Origin of the sequence: Micromonospora sp. NBC_00362 (assembly GCF_026342155.1) — a bacterium.
In the GTDB taxonomy this organism is placed as follows: domain Bacteria; phylum Actinomycetota; class Actinomycetes; order Mycobacteriales; family Micromonosporaceae; genus Micromonospora; species Micromonospora hortensis.
Genome location: NZ_JAPENH010000001.1, coordinates 6,433,832 through 6,453,729, shown reverse-complemented (window position 1 = coordinate 6,453,729; position 19,898 = coordinate 6,433,832). Strand labels below are relative to the sequence as shown.

Here is a 19,898-nt window from a genome sequence, read left to right as displayed (position 1 = left end):
GGTGCTCAGGACCCGTTCTTGAGGAAGTCGGGAACGTCCACGTCATCGAAGAGCACGCGACGCGGCGACTGGGCCGGAGTCGGGTTGGTGGCCGGCGTCGGCGCCGGGCTGCTCTGCGGTGCCGGCTGGTTGGTGTTGGACTTGCGGGTCGGCTCGGCCGCCTTGTACGCGGGCGTGCCGCCGTCGAAGCCCGCCGCGATGACGGTCACCCGCACCTCGTCACCGAGCGCGTCGTCGATGACCGCGCCGAAGATGATGTTGGCGTCCGGGTGGGCCGCGTCGGTGACCAGCTGGGCGGCGTCATTGATCTCAAACAGGCCCAGGTCGGAGCCGCCAGCGATGGACAGCAGCACGCCCCGCGCGCCGTCCATGCTCTGCTCCAGAAGCGGGCTGGAGATGGCCGCCTCGGCCGCCTCGACCGCGCGGTTCTCGCCGCGGGCGCTGCCGATGCCCATCAACGCGCTGCCGGCGCCGCTCATCACGCTCTTGACGTCGGCGAAGTCCAGGTTGATCAGACCCGGGGTGGTGATCAGGTCGGTGATGCCCTGCACACCCGAGAGCAGCACCTGGTCGGCGGTGCGGAACGCGTCCATCATGCTGATGTTGCGGTCGCCCAGGGCCAGCAGCCGGTCGTTCGGGATGACGATCAGCGTGTCGCACTGGTTGCGGAGTTCGTCTATCCCCGTCTCGGCCTGCACCTGGCGACGCTTGCCCTCGAAGGAGAACGGCCGGGTCACCACGCCGATGGTCAGCGCGCCGAGCTTGCGGGCGATGTTGGCCACCACCGGCGCGCCGCCGGTGCCGGTGCCGCCGCCCTCGCCGCAGGTCACGAAGACCATGTCGGCGCCCTTGAGCACCTCTTCGATCTCGTCGCGGTGGTCCTCGGCGGCGTTCTTCCCGACGTCCGGGTTGGCACCGGCCCCCAGGCCACGGGTCAGCTCCCGACCGACGTCGAGCTTGACGTCGGCGTCGCTCATCAGCAGCGCCTGCGCATCGGTGTTGATCGCGATGAACTCGACGCCCTTGAGCCCAACCTCGATCATCCGGTTGACGGCGTTGACGCCGCCACCCCCGATGCCGACGACCTTGATGACCGCCAGGTAGTTGTGCGGAGGTGTCATCTCCGGTCCTTTCCTTCGAGATTGGCTTCGGCCGACCGGTTACGGCGTGGCCAGACCAGCGGCCGACGACAGCTGTCACCAACGAGGATCAGGGGTAAACCCTAACCCTCTACTAGAGGCTTACAGTTATGTCAACCACTGAAGCTCTTCGAGGCAACGTAAGCGCCACTACGCGATGAGCCAAGGACCCGGACGGCGTGTCGCCGCGCGGAGCGCCACGGGTCACGTCCGCGCACGCTCACCGGTCAACGAAAGGTCACCACATCCGGCGCGCTCACGTCGATGCGGTCGGTGTCCTCGTCGAGCAGCGCGGTGGCCACCCGAGCCTTGTCCGTACCCCGGGTGGCGTCGCCCCAGACCACCGTCCGGTCGCCTCGCAACCGCAGACTGATCCGGGCCAGACCCGCCACGTTCACGTCCACCAGCTCCGCGCGTAGCTGCGGCGTCAGCGCGACGAGCACCTCCAGCGCGGCCCGGGTGCCCGGGTCGTCGGCGGCCGGTCGGGCCACAGTCACCTGTGGCAGGTCGGCGGGGCGTCGCTCCACCGTCCGAAACGCCACTCCGCTCCGGTCGATCAGGGCGAACACCTCGCCCTGCGGCACCATCGCCACAGCGGTCCGCTCGGTCACCCGCACCACCAGCGCGCCGGGCCAGTCCCGGGAGACGGTGGCCCGTTCCACCGCCGGCAGCGCGCCGACCCGACGGGCGACGGCGGCCAGGTCCACCCGGGCCAGCGGCACACCGTCCGGCACCCCGACCGCGTCGTGCACCTGCACCGGAGTGACCAGGTCGGCACCCTCCACGCGCACCTCCCGCACACCGAACAGCCCAGTGCCGAGCACCGTCCACGCGACCAGCCCGGCCAGGGCGAGCACCCCGGCGGCCACCGCCCACGGCAGCGCCGCACGCATGCGACGCTGCCGGGCACGAGCCATGAACCGGCGGGTCGAGGGCGGTACCGCGTCGCGGCCCGCCCGGACCAACTGCCACCGCCGGGCCGGACCGCGGCGCGGGGCGCCACCGTCGGCGGCGCTGGTCCGCCCTCGAGCCGGACCGGGACTCATCCGGCCGCGGGCGCCGAGCCGCCGGGCACGGCGGTGCCACCGAGAGCCGCGCCGTCGCCGCCGGCCGTCGCCCCACCCGGCACCGGATCACCGATCGCCGGGGTGGTGGCCACCGGGTCGACGGTCGCGGTCGGTGTCGAGCCGGCCGAACGCTCACCCAGGGCGGCCAGCAGCTCGTCGCCCATCAGCGAGATCGGCGGGGCGCCCATGGTGACCACCACGTCCCCGGAGCGGGCGCGACGGGCCACCTCGACCGGCGCCTGCTCCCACGACTCCACGAAGACCTTGCGGTCGGCGGGCAGATCCACCGCCGCGATCAGCGCCGCCGAGCCCTCGCCGGGCTGACGCAACTCACCCGGCCCGAAGACCTCCAGGAGCACCACCTCGTCGGCGATGGCCAGCGCCTCGGCGATCTCCGCCTGGTTGTCGCGGGTGCGGTACAGCCGGTACGGCTGGAAGACAACGATCAGCCGGCCGTCCCCGGCGACCTCGCGCAACGTCTGGTTCGCCAGGGTCATCGAGGTCGGGTGGTAGGCGTACTCGTCGTAGACCAGCACGCCGTCCGCGACACCCTTGCGCTCGAAGCGCCGTCGCACCCCGGGGAAGACCGCCAGCGCGGCCTCCGCCGCCTCCAGCGGCAGTTCCAGCAGGTACGCGGCCAGCACCGCGGCGGCGCTGTTCAGCCCCATGTGCCGTCCCGGCACCGGCAGCCGGAACTCGCCCAGCGACCGGCCGTCGATAGCGGCCAGGTAGCGCACCCCGCGCGCGGAGGACACCATCTCGGTCAACCGCAGGTCGGCGTCGGCAGCCTCGCCGTAGGTGAACACCCGTCGCCCCTCGGACCGCAGACTCTCGGCCAACCGTCGACCGCCCGGGTCGTCGGCGCAGGTGATGATGAACCCGTCCGGGTCGGTGAGGCGGGCGAACTCCACGAACGCCGCCTCCAGCGTCGCGTAGTCGCCGTAGGTGTTCAGGTGGTCCGCCTCGACGTTCGTGATGATCGAGACGTACGGGCGGTAGATGAGGAACGAGCGGTCGCTCTCGTCCGCCTCGACCACGAAATGCTCGCCGGTGCCGTGGTGGGCGCCCGAGCCGACCTCGGAGATCTCCCCACCGATCACGAAGGACGGGTCCACACCTGCCTGCTGGAGCACCATCGTCACCATCGACGTGGTGGTGGTCTTGCCGTGCGTGCCGGCGACGGCCACCGCCCGACGGCCGGTCATCGCCGCGGCGAGCGCCTCCGAGCGGTGCAGCACCCGCAGGCCGCGCCGACGCGCCTCGACCAGCTCCAGGTGGTCCTGGGGGATGGCCGACGAGTAGACGACGGTGTCGACGCCGTCCAGGTTGGTCACCTCGTGGCTGAGGTGGATGGTGCCGCCGAGCGCCCGCAGGCCGGCCAGCGAGGGCCACTCCCGCAGGTCACTGCCGGAGACCCGGATGCCGCGGGTGAGCAGCAGCCGGGCCACGCCGAGCATGCCCACCCCACCCACTCCGATCAGGTGGACGGCGCCCAGGTCCTCGGCGGTGAGCGTGCCGGCCGGGGTGAACTGCGCGGTCATCGGGCCACCGCCGCCAGCACGAAGGACCGCAGCGCCTCGTCGCCGTCGCGCCGGCCGTACGACCCGGCGGCGGCACCCATGTTGTAGAGCCGCTGTGGGTCGCGGATGAGGGGGATGACCGTGCGCTCCAGCCAGTCCGGGGTGAGCTCCGCGTCGTCGACCAACAGACCACCGCCGGCCTCCACCACCGGCAGCGCGTTGCGCCGCTGCTCCTGGTTGCTGTGCGGGTACGGCACGTAGATCGTGGGCAGCCCGATCGCGGACACCTCGGCGACGGTCATCGCCCCGCCCCGGGCCAGCATCAGGTCGGCGGCGGCGTAGCCCAGCTCCATCTCGGACAGGTACGGCAGCGTCACGTACGGCACCGGCAGGTCGGTGGGGATCGGCACCGGCTCGTTGCGGGCACCCATCACGTGCAGCACCTGCACGCCGTTGCGGGCCAACTCCTTGGCCGCCCCGGAGACCGCCAGGTTGATCGAACGGGCGCCGGACGAGCCGCCGGACACGAAGAGCACCGGCAGGTCCGGGCGAAGCCCGAAGTGGGCGCGGGCGGCGTTGCGCAGCGCGTACCGGTCCAGACCGGCGATGCTGCGGCGCAGCGGCACACCGACGACTGTGGCGTCCCGCAGCGACTCGGCCTGGCTCGGCTGGTTGGGGAAGCCGACGGCCACGTTCTTGGTGAACTTCATGCCCAGCTTGTTGGCAACGCCTGGCGGCACGTTCACCTCGTGGATCACCATGGGCAGCTCACGACGCCACGCGGCCAGGTAGGCCGGCACCGAGACGTACCCGCCGAAGCCGACGACCACGTCGGCGCGCACCTCGTCGATCACCTTGCCCGCGGCGCGCGCCGCGGTCCACATCCGGCCCGGGGTGCGGACCAGGTTCATGTTGACCGAGCGGGGCAGCTGGTACGCCGGGATCTGCCGCAGGTCGTAGCCCTGCGGCGGGATCAGGTCGTTCTCCATGCCCCGGGGTGTGCCGAGGCAGGTGATCCGGACGCCCGGGTCGTGTCGGCGCAGGCAGTCGGCGAAGGCGAGCAGCGGGTAGACGTGCCCCCCGGTGCCACCTCCCGCGAGCACCACCGAACGCAGCGGACCCATCAGCGTCTCCTCTCGCTCGCCGTACCCTTGCGGCTGCGGTCCTGTCGGACCTCGCGCGGCGCGGCCTGATCGTCATGGCGCCGCTCGCGGGACCGGGGCACGGACCCTCGGCCAGCGGGTGGCGTCGCCGGTCGGCGACGCCGGCCGGGAAGCGGCGGCAACGGGGCCCAGAGTAGTCGGACCCACCGGGCCGGCGGACGGGCATGCAGTGCTCTGGCCGCATCGGGTTCGGCGCGGGCGAAGGACGCCAGCATGCCGATGCCGGCCAACGTCACCACCAGGGCACTTCCGCCGTCGGAGATGAACGGCAGCGGCAGACCGGTGATCGGCAGCAGCCCGACCACCCCACCGATGTTGATCACGGCTTGGCTGACCAGCCAGGTGGTCACGGCGGTCGCGGCGAGCCGGCGGAACGGGTCGTCGACCCGCCGGGCGATCCGGAACCCGGTGTACGCGATGACCGCGAACAGGCTGAGCACCACGACGCACCCGATCACGCCCAACTCCTCGGCGATGATCGCGAAGATGAAGTCGTTGTGCGCCTCGGGGAGCCAGTCCCACTTCAGGCTGCCCTTGCCGAGCCCGACACCGAACCAGCCGCCGTGCTCGATGGCCAGCCGTCCCTGGTAGAACTGGAGGCAGTCGTTGAGTTTGCAGGTCTCCGGGTCTGGTGGGTTGAAGAACATGTCCAGCCGGGCGAGGCGGTAGTTGTCAGCGCCGCGCTCGCCGGAGCCGGCGCCCAGCGAGGCCACAGCGACGAGCAGGCCGATCCCGATCAGACCGGCCGTGGCGAGGGCGCCGAAGACCCGCATCCGCACCCCGGCGGCCCAGAGCAGGCCCACGACCAGGGCCAGCAGACAGAGCATCGTGCCGGTGTCGTTGTAACCGACCAGGACGAAGAGCAGGCCGACCACCGGGAAGAGCGGGGTGGCCAGTTCGCGCCACCAACCCAGCGCGGCACCCTTACGGGCGACCAGGTGGGCACCCCAGAGCACCATCGCGAACTTGGCCAGCTCGGATGGCTGAAGCTGGATCCCGCCGACGAACAGCCAGTTCAGCCGCGCCTCGACCGGCCCGATCCGCCCTGAGTCCTGATGGGTCAGCCTGGCGTAGGCGACCAGCAGGTTGAGCACCACCAGCAGGGCGACCGAGGTGAACAGCAGCGGCCGGCCCAGCGATCGGTAGGTGCTGGCCGGCAGGCGCTGGCAGACCCAGAACGCGCCGATGCCGATCACCGCGAAGATGGCCTGCTTGGTCACCGAGGCCGAGGCGTTGCCGTCCTCGGCGTAGTCCTTCACGCTGGTCGCCGAGAAGACCATGGTCAGCCCGATCAGCAGCAGCAGGCCGGCGCAGGACAGCAGCAGGAAGTACGAGGTCAGCGGCCGGTCCAGCAGGCCGCGCAGCGCGGCGAGCCCTCCGGCCGCGTCGATGCCGCGCAACGGGGTCGACGCCACGGCCTCCGGCTCGCGTCCCGCCGGCCCGGGCTCCCGCGCCCCCGGCCCGGATTCGCGGGCCGCCGCGCCGGGTTCCGGGCCGCGCGCCCCGGTGGCCAACGGTGTACGTCCCGACGCGCCCGGCGACCGACGCGCCCGCCCGCCTGTCCTGCCCTCAGTGCCGATGTCCTCCCCCACCCCGACATCATCACCGTTGAACACGCCCCACCGCCCCACAACGCCCCACCGGGCGTGTCGAACCCGTCCCCGCGCCGCCCTCCCGCCGCCCCCACGCCGCCCCACGCCGTCTTCCCGCGTCGATCTTGCACTTTCCGTGCCGGCAAAACACCCACAAAGGGACGTTTCGCCATCCGAAAGTGCAAGATCGACGGATGAGGGGGTGGGCGCGGGGCGGGCAGGCCCTGCGGATCAGGTCATGTTGGCGAGGAACTCGCTGTAGAACAGGCCCAGGGCGATGGCGACGCCGATGCCAGCGATGATCCAGAAGCGCACCACGATGTTGACCTCGCTCCAGCCGGCCAGCTCGAAGTGGTGCTGGAGCGGAGACATTCGGAACACCCGTTTACCGGTGGTCTTGAAGGAGATGATCTGGATCACCACGGACATCGTGATGATCACGAAGAGCCCACCGATGATCGGCAGCAACAGGATGGTGCGGGTGGACATCGCCATGCCGGCGATCAGACCGCCCAGCCCCAGCGCCCCGGTGTCGCCCATGAAGATCCGCGCCGGGGAGGTGTTCCACCAGAGGAAGCCCACACAGGCCCCCGCCGCCGCCCCGGCGATCAGCGCGATCTCCAGCGGGTCGCGAACCTCGTAGCAGTACGGCTGGGTGTAGTTCGGGTCGGCACACCAGTGCCGGTACTGCCAGAACGCGATCAGCGCGTACGCGGCGAGCACCATGACCGACGCGCCGGTGGCCAGACCGTCCAGGCCGTCGGTGAGGTTGACGCCGTTCGTCGCGGCCATCACCACGAAGATGAAGATGATCACCGCGCCGACCTTGCTGACCTCCAGGAAGTCGATGTCCCGGATGAAGCTCAGCGTGGTGCTGCCCACCGTCTCGGTGTTGGTCGCCAGGCCCGAACCGTTTGTCATCGTGCTCGGGAACCACAGCGCGATCACCCCGAAGACCGCACCGACCAGGATCTGGCCGAGCAACTTGCCGCGCTTGTTCAGCCCGGCGCTGTTGCGCTTGCGCACCTTGAGGAAGTCGTCGAGGAAACCCACAGCGCCGGAGAAGACCATCAGCCCCAGCAGCACCAGCGCCGTGATGGTCGGCTCCACCTGGGCGATCTGCTGGTCCGGCAGGGTGGTCAGGGCAAGGTGCCCGGCCACGTACGCGATCACAGTGGCCAGGATGAAGACCACGCCACCCATCGTGGGCGTGCCCTTCTTGCCCTGGTGCATGGCGGGGCCGTCGGACCGGATCGGCTGACCGGCCTTGAGCCGGGTGAACACCTTGATCGCGATCGGGGTGCAGAAGAGCGAGACGAGGAAGGCCACCCCGATGGCGACGATGACCGCCCTCATCGGGTCGGCTCCCCACCGGCGTCGGCGCGCAGGGCGTCGGCCACCTCCCAGGTGCGGTACCGGGAGCCCTTGACCAGGACGACATCACCCGGTCGTAGTTCGCTCCGCAGCACCTCGACGGCCGCCGCCTGATCGGTGAGCAGCACCGACTCTCCTCCCCAGTTTGCTACAGCTGTCGCGCCTTCGTGGATCGGCGCGGCCGGCTCACCCACCACGAGCAGCCGGTCGACACCCAGCTCGGCCGCGAGTTGGCCGACCTCGGCGTGGCCGTCGTACTCGAACGGGCCCAGCTCGGCCATGTAACCAAGCACCGCGACGGTACGCCGCCCCTGACCCATGCTGGCCAGCGCCCGCACCGCGACCGCCATCGAGGCCGGGTTGGCGTTGTACGAGTCGTCGATCACTGTCACCCCGTCGGGGCGGTCGAAGACGTCCATCCGTCGGGTCGAGACCAGCCCCAGCTCGCCGAGGGCCGTGGCCAGCTCGGTCAGTGGCATGCCCAGCTCCCGGGCGACCGCCGCCGCCGCGAGCGTGTTCCCGACCTGGTGGCGGCCGGCCAGCCGCAGCCGCACCGGCGCGCGCCCCTCCGGGGTGACCAGTGTGTACGACGGGTGCCCCCGCTCGTCGAGCGTGACGTCCTCGGCGCGCACGTCGGCATCGGGCGCCTCGCCGTAGCGGACCACCCGGGCCTGGGTGCGGCTCGACATCGCGTCCACCCGGGGGTCGTCGGCGTTCAGCACTGCCAGCCCGTCCGGCGGCAGCGCCTCCACCAGCTCGCCCTTGGCCAGGGCGATGGCGTCCTGCGAGCCGAACTCGCCGATGTGCGACGTGCCGACGTTGAGCACCACGGAGATCCGGGGCGGCACCAGCTCGCACAGGTACCGCACGTGCCCGACCCCGCGCGCGCCCTTCTCCATCACCAGGTAGCGGGTGTCCGGGTCGGCCCGCAGGGCGGTGTACGGGTGTCCCAGCTCGTTGTTGAACGAGCCGGGTGGCGCCACGGTGGCCCCGAGTCGGGCGGTGAGCTGACCGATCAGGTCCTTCGTGGTGGTCTTGCCGGACGAGCCGGTCACTCCGATCACGGTCAGCCCGGGCAGCCGGTCCACCGCCGCGCGGGCCAGTCGGCCCATCGCCGTCAGGGCGTCGTCGACCAGCACCATCGGCACCCCGGGCACCTCTCGGCTGCCGAGCACCGCCACCGCGCCGGCCTGGATCGCCGTCGCCGCGTAGTCGTGCCCGTCGACCTTCTCTCCCGGGAAGGCCACGAAGAGCGAACCGGGCCCCACCTTGCGCGAGTCGAACTCCACCGATCCGGTGACGGTGGCGGCCGGGTCGGCTGCCACCAGCCGCCCGTCGACCGCCGCGGCCACCTCGGCCAGGCTCAGCGTGATCACCGCTGACCCGCCAGGTCCCCGAAGCGGGCCCGCAGCGCCTCGGCCAACTCGATGCTGTCGTCGAACGGGAGCACCTGGCCCGCCACCTCCTGGCCGCGCTCATGGCCCTTGCCGAGCAGCGCGATCACGTCGCCCGGCTCGGCCAGCCGCACCGCCTCGTCGATCGCGGCACGGCGGCCCGCCACCTCGATGATCCGAGCGGCGGTGCCGGCCCGGTACGCCCCGGCCAGCACCTCGGCGCGGATCTCCCCCGGGTCCTCGGTGCGCGGGTTGTCGTCGGTCACCAGCACCACGTCGGCTCCCTCCGCCGCGGCGGCGCCCATCACCGGCCGCTTGCCCCGGTCCCGGTCCCCACCGGCGCCGATCACACAGATCAGTCGGCCGGCACTCAACTCACGCAGCGCGGCCAGCGCTGCCACTATCGCGTCAGACTTGTGGGCGTAGTCGACCACCCCGCGCACCGGCGCGGCCACGTCGACCAGCTCCAGCCGGCCCGGGACGCCTCCGCAGGCGGCCACACCTGTCGCCGCGGTCACCGGGTCCACCCCGGCCCCGACGAGTGCGGCGATGGCCAGCAGCGCGTTGGCCACGTTGTGCCGGCCGGGCAGCGCGACACCGGCGGACACTGCCACGCCGTTCGGGCCGTGCGCGGTGAACCGCTGCGCGTACCCCTCGCCGCCCACCCCGTCGGCCCACCAGGTCGCGCCCTGCTCACCGGCCGCCGAGTAGGTGACAGTGGTCGGCTTGAGCAGCGGCTTCAACGCCGGGTCGTCGTGGTTGAGCACCTCGACCGCGCAGCGCCCGTCGAAGAGCTGGGCCTTCGCGGCGAAGTAGTCGTCGCTGTCGGCGTGGAAGTCCAGGTGGTCGGAGCCGAAGTTGGTGTAACCACCGACGGCGAACCGCACACCGCCCACCCGGCCCATGGCCAGCGCGTGGCTGGAGACCTCCATGACCACGGCGGTGACCCCCCGCTCGCGGGCGGTGGCCAACATGGCGTGCAGGTCGGTCGCCTCGGGGGTGGTGCGGACACTGTCGATCACCAGATCACCGAGCCGGGTCTCCACGGTCCCGACCAGCCCGGTGGTGTGCCCGGCGGCCCGCAGCCCCGACTCGATCAGGTACGCGGTGGACGTCTTGCCCGCGGTGCCGGTCACCCCGATCACTGTGAGATCGGCGGTCGGGTCGCCGTAGACGGCCGAGGCCAGCTCGCCGAGCACGGCGCGCGGGTCGGGCACCACCAGGGTGGGCAGGCCGGTTCCCGCCGCCAACTCCGCGCCGGCCGGATCGGTCAGCAGCGCCACGGCACCCGCCTCGACGGCGCCGGTGGCGAACTCCGCACCGTGCCGACGGGCACCGGGCAGCGCCGCGTAGAGGTCGCCGGGGCGAACCTCCTGGCTGGCGTGGGTGACCCCGGAGACGACCACCGCGGCGGCGTCCGCCGGAAGGTCGACGGCGAGCCGGACGGCGAGATCACCGAGCCGGACTCCGGTCACGGTACGTGGACGTGGATTGCCGGGCACGGCGTCAGACCCTACCCGGTCGTCCGGTTCCGGCCGCACAGCCGCCCCGGTGGTTCGTCGGCACTCACCGATGATGTCCCGCCGTTGCTGCTCAGCGCGGATAGACCACGAACTTGGGCGCGGATCCGCCGGTCGACGGCGGCACCCGGTAGTGACGCAGAGTGAACTGCATCATGTCGCGGAACGCCGGATTGGCGATCGCCGCGCCCCCACCGTTGGGCGCGTAGACGAAGACGGCGATCACGTACCGGGGGTTCTCAGCGGGGGCCATCCCGATGAACGAGGACACCTCGCCGGGCTGCTTCTTGCCGTTCACCAGTCGCCACCCGGTGCCGGTCTTGCCGGCGACCCGGTAACCGGGGACAGCGGCGGTGACGCCGGTGGCGTGGTCGACGGTGGTGACCGCCTCCAGCATGGTGCGCAGGGCCGCGGCGTTCTGCGGGCTGAGCACCGACCGGGTCACCGGGGCCGGCCCGGGGGTGCGCTTGCCGTCCGGGCCGATCACCTCCTTGACCAGGTGCGGCTGCACGTACGTGCCGTTGTTGGCGATGGCGGCGTACGCGGCGGCCATCTGCAGCGGGGTGGCGTCGACGCTGTGCCCGATCGGCACCGACCCCTGCGAGGATTCGCTCCACTCGTCGGCCGGCAGCAGTCGCCCGCTGGCCTCCCCGGGCATCCCCTCGCCGGTGGGCTTTCCCAGCCCGAACCGCTTCTGGTAGTCGATCAGCCGGTCCGGACCGAGCTCGTCGGCGATGGTGATCGTGCCGACGTTCGACGAGAAGGCGAGCATCCCCGGCACGCTCATCCGTTTGCCGTTGGCGGGGTGCGTGTCGGAGAACCAGGTGTCGCCCTTCTTGATGCTGTTGGCGATCGGCAACGTGGTGTCCGACGTGATCACTCCCTCCTGCAACGCCGCGCCGTAGGTGATCGCCTTGTGCACCGAGCCGGGGTCGACCACGAAGCTGGTCGCGGCGTCCTCCCGGGCGACCGGGTCGCTGGGCGTCGGCTTCGCCGCGTCGTAGGTGGGGTTGCTGGCCTGGGCCAGCACCGCGCCGGTGGGAATCTCCATGACCACGGCGGCGCCGGTGCCGCCCGGCGCCTGGGCCATGCCCGCGCTGAGGATCTGCTGCGTCCGGAACTGCAGGTCGCGGTTGAGGGTGAGGGCGAGCGAACTACCCGGCTTGGCGGGAGTGGTCCGGCTGTAGCCACCCGGGATGGGCGCGGCGAGGTCGCCGAGGCCGGCCTCGTACACGCGCTTGCCGTCCTGGCCGGCGAGCACGTCGTCGTAGCGGGCCTCCAGCCCCTCCAACCCGTCCATGTCCTGGCTGGTGAAGCCGATCAGGTTGGCCGCCAGGTCACCGCCGGGCACCTCGCGACGCTCGTCACGGTGCACCCCGATGCCGGGCAGCTCCAGCGCCTGCACGCGCTTGGCGGTCGGGATCTCCACGCCCCGGGCCAGGTAGGCGAACGTGGACGACTTGCCGTTCTCGAGCTTGCGCGGCTTCATCAACTCCATCAGCTTCGACACCGGGATGCCGAGCAGCGGCGAGAGCGCCTTGGCGACGGCGGCGGAGTCCTCCACCTCGGTCGGGTCGGCGTACACGTACCGCGCCTCGACACTGCGGGCCAGCGGCGCGCCGGTGCTGTCGTAGATCCCGCCCCGCGGCGCCGGCAGCTCGACAGTGCGGAGCCGGTCGACGATGCCGCCCCCGGCGTACGCCGGAGCGTCGACCGCCTGGAGGAAGATCAGCCGGATCCCGATGGTGGCGAAGAGCGTCAGGGCGAGCACGGTGCCCAGCCGCAGCCGCAGCCGCGAGTCGGCCAGCTTCGGCGGGCGTCGTGGCTTGCGCGACGGCCGCCGGGCCGCCGGTCGGTCGGTGCGCCGCGGCGCGCGTGGCGTGGTCCGGCGGCGCGGCGGCGGCTCGTCCCCACCCGGGCCACGGGGGGCTCGCGGCGCGACGGTGCGCACCACCCCACCGCGTCCGGCCGCCGGAGCGTCGCGCCGGCCGGACCGGGCGGCGGCCCGACCGCCGTCGAGCACCTGCAACGCCGGCCGGAACGGGTCACCGGACCGGGTGCTGCGCGGCGTACGCCGCTGCTCGGCGCCCTGACCGCGCGCCGGCGTGCCGCGCTCCTCGCGGACGGTCCGACCCCTCGGGGTGTACGCCCGGGCGCCGGAGATGCCCCCGATGCCCGGCTCACCGGTGCGCGGCTCGCCGTCGACGGGCCCGGCATCACGTGCAGAACCGCGCCGGGACCCCGTAGGGTCCCGGCGCGGCTCGTCCGACCTTGGTGGCACCGGTCAGCCTCCCGCACCCTGGCTGGTCACCGACGGCTGGCCGTTCGCCGGCTGCGGCACACCGATGGTCTTGCCGTCCGGCAGCCGGATGTAGCCCGGCTCGCCGGCGTCGACCAGGCCCAGCCGCTTCGCGTTGGCGGTCAGGTTGCCCGGTGCCTCGGCGTCGGCGATCTGCTTGTCCAGTTGCTGCTTCTCCAGGTCCAGTCGAGCCTGCTGCTGCTGCAACCGCTCCAGCCGGAACGCGTTCTCATTGATCTTGGTGTTGACCGCCAGGATGCCCAGCACCCCACCGACCACCAGCACCACGATCAGCGCCGCGAACGGCGCACGCGGCACCGAGATCGGCGGTGGCGGCGCCACCCGCAGCCGCGGCGGCCGGGCGCTGGTCGCGCTGGCGGCCTTCTCGACCGGTCGCAGCGCGGCCGTGCCCTGAGTCGGGAACTCGCGCGCCCCCCGGGCGCGAGTCTCCCCCTGCCGATTCGTTCGATCGATGCGTGGCGTACCGTTTCCGAGGCGCGGAGCCCGCTCCGCCGCGATCCGGCCCCCCGACCGCGGTGCGCGCTGCCCGCCGCCGGTGACGTCCCGGCGGTCGCGCTTGTCAATGCTCATGTCCCCTCCCCCTCAACGTCCGTCCCTCTAGCCGTCCCGGTGCCCCTGACCCCCCACGGATCAGGCGGACCCCGTGCCCGGTTGGTGCATTCCCTTCACCCGTCGGCGAGACCGTTCGCGGTCGGTCCGCCCCTGCTCTGTCGCGTTCGGGTCGAGTCGCTCCGCGGCCCGCAGCCGCACCGAGGCGGCCCGCGGGTTCGCGGCGACCTCCGCCTCCCCCGGCAGTTCGGCGCCCCGGCTGAGCAGCCGGAACGTCGGACCGGACCCGGGAAGCTCGACCGGGAGGTCAATCGGGCCCTTACTGCGGACCCGGTCCGTGAGGGCCGCCTTGGTGAGCCTGTCCTCCAGCGAGTGGTAGGACAGGACCACCATGCGACCGCCCACGGTCAGTGCGTCGAGTGCGGATGGCAACGCTGTCTCCAGCGCTGCCAGCTCTCTGTTTACCTCGATCCGTAAAGCCTGAAACGTTCTCTTTGCCGGGTGCCCACCCGTTCGTCGGGCTGGTGCCGGAATGGAGTCCCGAACCAGCTCCGCAAGCAACGCGGACGAGGTGATCCGGGCCCGCTCCCGCTGCCGGATGATCGCCGAGGCGATCCGACCGGCGAACTTCTCCTCGCCGTAGACCCGCAGCACCCGGGCCAGGTCCGGATGGGCGTACGTGTTGACCACCTCTTCGGCGGTCACCCCCCGGGTCTGGTCCATCCGCATGTCCAACGGCGCGTCCTGGGCGTACGCGAACCCGCGGTCGGGCGCGTCCAACTGCAACGACGAGACACCCAGGTCGAACAGGATGCCGTCGATGGCCGGATAGCCCAGCCGGTCGAGCACGTCCGGCAACTCGTCGTAGACGGCGTGCTCCAGGTGCACCCGATCGGCGAACCGCGCCAGCCGGACCCGCGCGTGAGCGAGCGCCTCGGTGTCCCGGTCGAGCCCGATCAGGACCGTCTCCGGATGCGCCTCGAGCACCGCCTCCGCGTGCCCGGCGAGACCGAGCGTCGCGTCGACGTAGACCGTCCGGCCGCCTCGACCCAGCGCGGGGGCCAGCAGCTCGAGACACCGCTCGAGCAGCACCGGCACGTGCGTGCCGCGCAACTCCCCCATGATGACCCCCACTGGTTGAAACGTCCGTTCTTCTCGTGCGCCTGTCGTCGGACGGCGCTGCCGTCGTACCGCCAGATCCCCATCCGCTCCCGCCTGACACCGGACCGTCGCCCAATGACTGGATCGTGCGCCTGGCACCGGGGAAGTGATGCCAGGAACTCGAAAGCGGCTGGAGATCTCGCAGTACGTCGGGCGCCGTTACCGCCCTACAGACCGCCGGGCAGCACCCCCTCCTCGATGTCGGCGAAGTCGTCTTCGCTCTCGGCGAGGTAGGTCTCCCAGGCGACCTTGTCCCAGATCTCCACCCGCGTGCTCGCGCCGATCACCACCAACTCGCGGTCCAGCGCGGCATAGGCCCGCAGGTGAGCCGGAATGGTCACCCGGCCCTGCTTGTCCGGAACCTCGTCGTGCGCGCTGGCAAAGAAGACCCGGCTGTAGGCCCGGGCCGCCTTGTGGGTCATCGGCTGTGCGCGCAACTGCTCCGCGATCCGCTGGAACTCAGGGGTCGGGAAGACGTAGAGGCAGCGCTCCTGCCCTTTGGTGACCACGACACCCCCCGCCAGCTCATCCCGGAACTTGGCCGGAAGGATCAACCGGCCCTTTTCGTCCAGGCGCGGAGTGTGGGTGCCGAGAAACATCGGCCCAACCCCCTCGCCCCTGAGCGGCGTTCGCGGCGCCGCTGACCCCCCGGGCCGGTGAGCCCTCCCGGCCTCACCATTGGTCCCCACTCTACTCCACTTCCCTCCACCCGCAACCAAATACGCCCGCGTGGCGCGCCTGACCCGGCGACAAAACCGCACGTCACGAGGGGTGGAGCGGAGTGGAGGGCTCCGGCCGCCCCTCGGCGTGGTCCGCTTTCCGACATAGATCGACTCCGTCCGGGGGACGCCGACCCGGCCGCCCGCGCAGCCACCACGGCCGAACGGTTCACAGTCGGCGGCGATCTGGTGGGGCCGGCGGTCCGGTAACCTCGCTCGCGTGACGGACGCGAAAATGCCCCTACGGGCCAAGGTGGCCAGCTCCGTGTCACGGACCGCCGCGGCGCTCTCCCGGGCCGCCGGCCGTGGCGACGGTTCGGTGATCGGCGGGTGGATCGGCCTGAAGATCGACCCGGACCTGCTGGCCCACCTGTCGGCCGGGCGCGCTATCGCGCTCGTCTCCGGCACCAACGGCAAGACCACCACCACCCGGTTGACCTCCGCCGCTGTCGGCGTGCTCGGCCGGGTCGCCACCAACTCGTTCGGCGCCAACATGCCCAGCGGGCACACCTCGGCGCTGGCCAAGGCCGGCAGCACCCCGTACGCGGTGCTGGAGGTCGACGAGCACTACCTGGCCCAGGTGCTGGAGGCGACCGAGCCGCACGTGGTCGCGCTGCTGAACCTCTCCCGCGACCAGCTCGACCGCGCCAAGGAGGTCGCCATGATGGCGCAGCTCTGGCGCGCGGCGCTGGTCCGGCACACCAACGTACGGGTCGTGGCCAACGCCGACGACCCACTGGTGGTGTGGGCCGCCACCCCACCAGGCGACCCCACCCGGGGCATCAACCCGCCGCACGTGACGTGGTTCAGTGCCGGCCAACGCTGGCACGACGACTCCTGGGTCTGCCCGGAGTGCGGCTCCACCATCCAGCGCTCCGGCGAGCAGTGGTGGTGCACTGGCTGCCCGCTACGCCGACCGGAGCCGCACTGGGTCGTCGAGGACGAGGGCGTGCTCGACCCCACCGGCGCCTGGCACAAGGTCTCGCTCCAACTGCCCGGCAAGGTCAACCTCGGCAACGCGGCGACCGCGCTGGCGGTGGCCGCCGAGTTCGGCGTACGCCCTGTCGACGCGGTGTCCCGCCTCGGCATCGTCACGTCGGTGGCCGGCCGCTACGCACAGGTCGACAAGGACGGGCGCAACATCCGGCTGCTGCTGGCCAAAAACCCGGCCAGTTGGCTGGAGGCGTTCGACATGGCCGACGACGCGCCGACCCTGCTCTCCATCAACGCGCGCGACCCCGACGGTCTGGACACCTCCTGGCTGTACGACGTCGACTTCGCCCCGCTCCGCGGCCGGCAGGTGTTGATCACCGGCGACCGGGCATACGACCTGGCGGTTCGACTGGACGTCAACGACGTGCCGTTCCAGCACGTCCGCACGTTCGACGACGCACTCCGGTCGGTCCCGCCCGGCCGGCTGGAGGTCATCGCGAACTACACCGCGTTCCAGGACATCCGAGCGGAGTTGGACCGTGTCATCTGAGAGTCTGCGCATCGTCTGGATCTACCCCGACCTGCTCTCCACCTACGGAGACCGGGGCAACGCCCTGATCCTCGCCCGTCGCGCCCGTCAGCGTGGGATGCCGGTCGAGGTGCTGGAGGTCCGCTCCGATCAGCGGCTGCCCGCGACCGCCGACATCTACCTGGTCGGCGGCGGCGAGGACGGCCCGCAGGCGCTCGGCGCCCAGCGGCTGCTCGCCGACGGCGGCCTGCACCGCGCGGTCGCCCAGGGCTCGGTCGTGTTCGGCGTCTGCGCCGGCTACCAACTGCTCGGCACCTCGTTCTTCGCCAAGGGTGTCCAGTGCCGCGGGCTGGAGCTGCTCGACCTGCAGTCCGACCGGGGTGAGAGCCGAGCCGTGGGTGAGCTGGCCGGGGAGATCGACCCCCGGCTGGGCCTGCCCCCGCTGACCGGTTTCGAGAACCACGGCGGCCGCACCCACCTCGGCCCGGAGGTTTCCCCGCTGGCAAGGGTCACCGCCGGCGTGGGCAACAACGGTGCCACCGAGGGCGCGTGGCGCGGCAAGTTGCTCGGCACCTACTCGCACGGTCCGGCGCTGGCCCGCAACCCGGCCCTGGCCGACCTGCTGCTGCGCTGGGCCACCGGGGCACACCAACTCCCGCCGTTGGACGACACCTGGTCGGACCGGCTCCGCAACGAGCGCCGCTCCGCGGTGGCCGCCGCCCGGGCATGATCCGCGCCGTCCGGCGGCTGCTCCGGCAGCCGTCGGCCGCCCGGTTCGCCCTGCTCGTGCTGCTGATCGGCGGGTGTGGGTTACTGCTGCTGCTGGTGCCCCGGCCGGATCCGGCGCAGTTGCCTCTGGTCGCCGACCGGCTCGGCGACCTCGCCCCGGTGGCGGCGATCCTCGGTGGTGCGCTGTTGCTTGTCGCGCTGGTGCCCCGGACCTTCATCACGCTCGCCGCAGGTGCGATCTTCGGTCCGCTGGAAGGTGCCGCGTACGCCCTGGGCGCCGCGCTGGTGGCGGCGGCGATCGGGTTCACTGTCGGCCGGTTGCTCGGTCGGGAGTTCGTCGCCGAGCGGGTCCGCGGTCGCCTGGCCCGCCTCGACGGCTGGTTCGCCCGGCAGAGCGTGCTCGGTGTGGTCACCGTCCGACTGCTGCCGATCGCCGGCTTCGGCCTGGTCAGCTATGGCTACGGCACGACCGGCGCCCGGGTGCTGCCGTTCCTGGCCGGCAGCGTGATCGCGTCCGCGCCGACCGCCTTCGGCTACGCGGCGATCGGCGCGGCGGTCAGCTCCCCGGGGCACGTCAACTGGTACGCGGCCGCCCCGGCCAGCCTCGGTCTGATCGCCAGCCTGGTGCTCATCCACCAGTGGTGGCGCGCCGAACGCCGCCGCCGCTCCATGCCGGTCTGACCCGCTGCGGAGAGCCGAGCGGACCCCCTGCCACCTGCGGACGGTCGATGACAGGATCCTGTCGGTTCCGCGGTGGTAACGGCCGGACGACGATCCCGCCGGCAGGGCATCGGGCAGCGCCGGCGCGATCTAGCGTCTGCGGCCATGATGCCCTTGCCTCGAGCCAGGATCGGTTCCCGAGCCATCGCCCTCGTCGCGGCCCTCGCCGCGGCGCTGCTCGCGGCGTGCACGCCGGGCGACCCACCGGCCGCATCGTCGCCGCCCGCCACTGCCGAGGCACCGCCCGCGACACGGGTGACCGCCCCACCGCTGGCCGACTTCTGCCCGGTCGCCATGCCGCCGAGCTGGCAGGACGCGATCCGTGACAGTCGCCTTCCCCAGGAGCCCGGGGAACGATGGGCGGCGCTCACCCCGGCGCCGGATGGTCGCTCCGCGTTCGCCACTGTGCAGCGCGGCGGCTCGATGACGCTGGTCTGGCAGGAGAAGGACGGCCGACGGCGGGAGGTGGCCACCATGCCAGACATGTTCACCTTCCCCCTGTGGGGCGTCTTCGACGGGCGCTGGCTGGTGTACGCGCGCAGCAGCCTCATGCGAGCGGCACCCCACGGTGGCGGCGGCTCCGAACTGTTTGCCTGGGATGCGGAGTCGGGGACCGCACCACGGCAGGTGCTGGGCACCGCGGACTTCCTCTTCCGGCCCCCGTTGCGCGACGGGAAGCTCGCCGTCACCAGGATCCTCGGCGAGGACCGGAACGAGCTGACCCTGCACGACCTGGCTGCCGGGACGGTCCGCACGGTGGCCACCGGCCCGGTGGGCGGTGTCGGGTTCCACGGCGCCGACCTGCTCTGGTTCGATCGGGCCACGGGTCGCCTGAACGCTGTCGGTCCGGACGGTAAGGCTGGGTCCGCGCCGCAGCCGAGCCCGGGACCGGGCACCACGGTCGACGTGACCACCGACGGCCGGACCACTGCCTGGGTGTCCCGCGACGAGCGCACCCTTACCGTCTGGCGACCGGACTGGGCGGCACCGGTCCGCGCGTTCCGGGTGACTTCTCCGCCGGCCACGGCCGCCGCTACCTCGTTGCCACCGGGCACCAGGCCCCCGACCGTCGACCCCTTCCACACGGTTGCCACGCCCACTGCCGTCGGGGACCTGGTGATCTTCCAGTACCACCTGGGTTGGTACGTGGCCGACCTGCGAACCGGGTCGTACGTGCGGCTGACCGCCGATCACGCCCACGCGGTCGCCTCGGGCGAGGCGCTGCTGGTGGACCCGGACAACAACTCGGACCCCGCACAGCAGCATGCGTACTCGCTGCTGCGCCCGGACCGACTACCGCCACTGCCGCCCTGCCCGTGACCACCGGAGCGCAACGCCGGGCGGCTGGTCTGGCTGATCCGGCGACTGCACGAGCCGGCTGTGCGGCGGCCGGCGGAGATGCGCCGGAGAACGTTATGACTCAGAGGCATAAATATGCCTCTGAGTCATAACGCTCAACGCGGTGCCCA

The 19,898-nt window shown here is 72.1% G+C and carries 15 protein-coding genes and 1 pseudogene; 4 read left to right on the top strand and 12 right to left on the bottom strand.

Annotation, left to right across the window (positions count from 1 at the left end):
• Positions 1-5: 5 nt before the first annotated feature.
• The 12 genes and pseudogenes from ftsZ to mraZ all read right to left on the bottom strand — a co-directional run bounded on the left by ftsZ (position 6) and on the right by mraZ (position 15,398).
• Complete coding sequence (gene ftsZ, locus OG992_RS29845) at positions 6-1,121, bottom strand: cell division protein FtsZ (RefSeq protein ID WP_266304888.1); 1,116 nt, start codon at positions 1,119-1,121, stop codon at positions 6-8.
• Positions 1,122-1,366: 245 nt separating this feature from the next.
• Positions 1,367-2,185 (bottom strand): cell division protein FtsQ/DivIB, encoded by an 819-nt coding sequence (locus OG992_RS29840; RefSeq protein WP_266304887.1) that lies wholly within the window; start codon positions 2,183-2,185, stop codon positions 1,367-1,369.
• Entirely contained in the window at positions 2,182-3,747 is a 1,566-nt protein-coding gene (gene murC / locus OG992_RS29835) for a UDP-N-acetylmuramate--L-alanine ligase (protein ID WP_266304886.1), read from the bottom strand. Before murC ends, OG992_RS29840 begins: the two co-directional genes overlap by 4 nt.
• On the bottom strand, positions 3,744-4,850 hold the full coding sequence (gene murG, locus OG992_RS29830; RefSeq protein WP_266304885.1) for an undecaprenyldiphospho-muramoylpentapeptide beta-N-acetylglucosaminyltransferase: 1,107 nt from the start codon (positions 4,848-4,850) through the stop codon (positions 3,744-3,746). Before murG ends, murC begins: the two co-directional genes overlap by 4 nt.
• The gene (locus tag OG992_RS29825) at positions 4,850-6,304 is read right to left on the bottom strand and encodes an FtsW/RodA/SpoVE family cell cycle protein (RefSeq protein WP_266305299.1); all 1,455 of its coding nucleotides are present in this window, start codon (positions 6,302-6,304) and stop codon (positions 4,850-4,852) included. Before OG992_RS29825 ends, murG begins: the two co-directional genes overlap by 1 nt.
• A 408-nt stretch (positions 6,305-6,712) precedes the next feature.
• Positions 6,713-7,837, bottom strand: coding sequence for a phospho-N-acetylmuramoyl-pentapeptide-transferase (mraY, locus tag OG992_RS29820; RefSeq protein ID WP_030334519.1), 1,125 nt, complete (start codon positions 7,835-7,837; stop codon positions 6,713-6,715).
• The gene (murF, locus tag OG992_RS29815; RefSeq protein ID WP_238685992.1) at positions 7,834-9,231 is read right to left on the bottom strand and encodes a UDP-N-acetylmuramoyl-tripeptide--D-alanyl-D-alanine ligase; all 1,398 of its coding nucleotides are present in this window, start codon (positions 9,229-9,231) and stop codon (positions 7,834-7,836) included. The genes mraY and murF overlap by 4 nt, the downstream gene beginning before the upstream one ends.
• Positions 9,228-10,790, bottom strand: a complete 1,563-nt coding sequence (locus OG992_RS29810) for a UDP-N-acetylmuramoyl-L-alanyl-D-glutamate--2,6-diaminopimelate ligase (RefSeq protein ID WP_238685991.1) — start codon at positions 10,788-10,790, stop codon at positions 9,228-9,230. The genes murF and OG992_RS29810 overlap by 4 nt, the downstream gene beginning before the upstream one ends.
• Positions 10,791-10,842: 52 nt before the next feature.
• The gene (locus OG992_RS29805; RefSeq protein ID WP_266304884.1) at positions 10,843-13,050 is read right to left on the bottom strand and encodes a penicillin-binding transpeptidase domain-containing protein; all 2,208 of its coding nucleotides are present in this window, start codon (positions 13,048-13,050) and stop codon (positions 10,843-10,845) included.
• Positions 13,051-13,053: 3 nt separating this feature from the next.
• On the bottom strand, positions 13,054-13,659 hold the full coding sequence (locus tag OG992_RS29800; RefSeq protein WP_210785713.1) for a hypothetical protein: 606 nt from the start codon (positions 13,657-13,659) through the stop codon (positions 13,054-13,056).
• A 63-nt stretch (positions 13,660-13,722) separates the two neighbouring features.
• Positions 13,723-14,760, bottom strand: a pseudogene (gene rsmH, locus OG992_RS29795) (16S rRNA (cytosine(1402)-N(4))-methyltransferase RsmH); the annotation flags it as partial.
• 206 nt (positions 14,761-14,966) lie between these two features.
• Positions 14,967-15,398 (bottom strand): division/cell wall cluster transcriptional repressor MraZ, encoded by a 432-nt coding sequence (gene mraZ / locus OG992_RS29790; protein WP_030488958.1) that lies wholly within the window; start codon positions 15,396-15,398, stop codon positions 14,967-14,969.
• 355 nt (positions 15,399-15,753) lie between these two features.
• Between mraZ and OG992_RS29785 the strand changes: the two genes are divergently transcribed.
• The 4 genes from OG992_RS29785 to OG992_RS29770 all read left to right on the top strand — a co-directional run bounded on the left by OG992_RS29785 (position 15,754) and on the right by OG992_RS29770 (position 19,749).
• Positions 15,754-17,001, top strand: coding sequence for a MurT ligase domain-containing protein (locus tag OG992_RS29785; RefSeq protein ID WP_266305298.1), 1,248 nt, complete (start codon positions 15,754-15,756; stop codon positions 16,999-17,001).
• A complete protein-coding gene (locus OG992_RS29780) occupies positions 16,991-17,710 on the top strand; it encodes a type 1 glutamine amidotransferase (protein ID WP_238682868.1) in 720 nt (239 codons plus the stop codon). Before OG992_RS29785 ends, OG992_RS29780 begins: the two co-directional genes overlap by 11 nt.
• Positions 17,707-18,390 carry a TVP38/TMEM64 family protein gene (locus OG992_RS29775; RefSeq protein ID WP_238682867.1) on the top strand — a complete coding sequence of 228 codons (684 nt, stop codon included), beginning with the start codon at positions 17,707-17,709 and terminating at the stop codon, positions 18,388-18,390. The genes OG992_RS29780 and OG992_RS29775 overlap by 4 nt, the downstream gene beginning before the upstream one ends.
• 144 nt (positions 18,391-18,534) lie before the next feature.
• Positions 18,535-19,749, top strand: a complete 1,215-nt coding sequence (locus OG992_RS29770; protein WP_266304883.1) for a hypothetical protein — start codon at positions 18,535-18,537, stop codon at positions 19,747-19,749.
• The last annotated feature ends 149 nt before the right edge of the window (positions 19,750-19,898 follow it).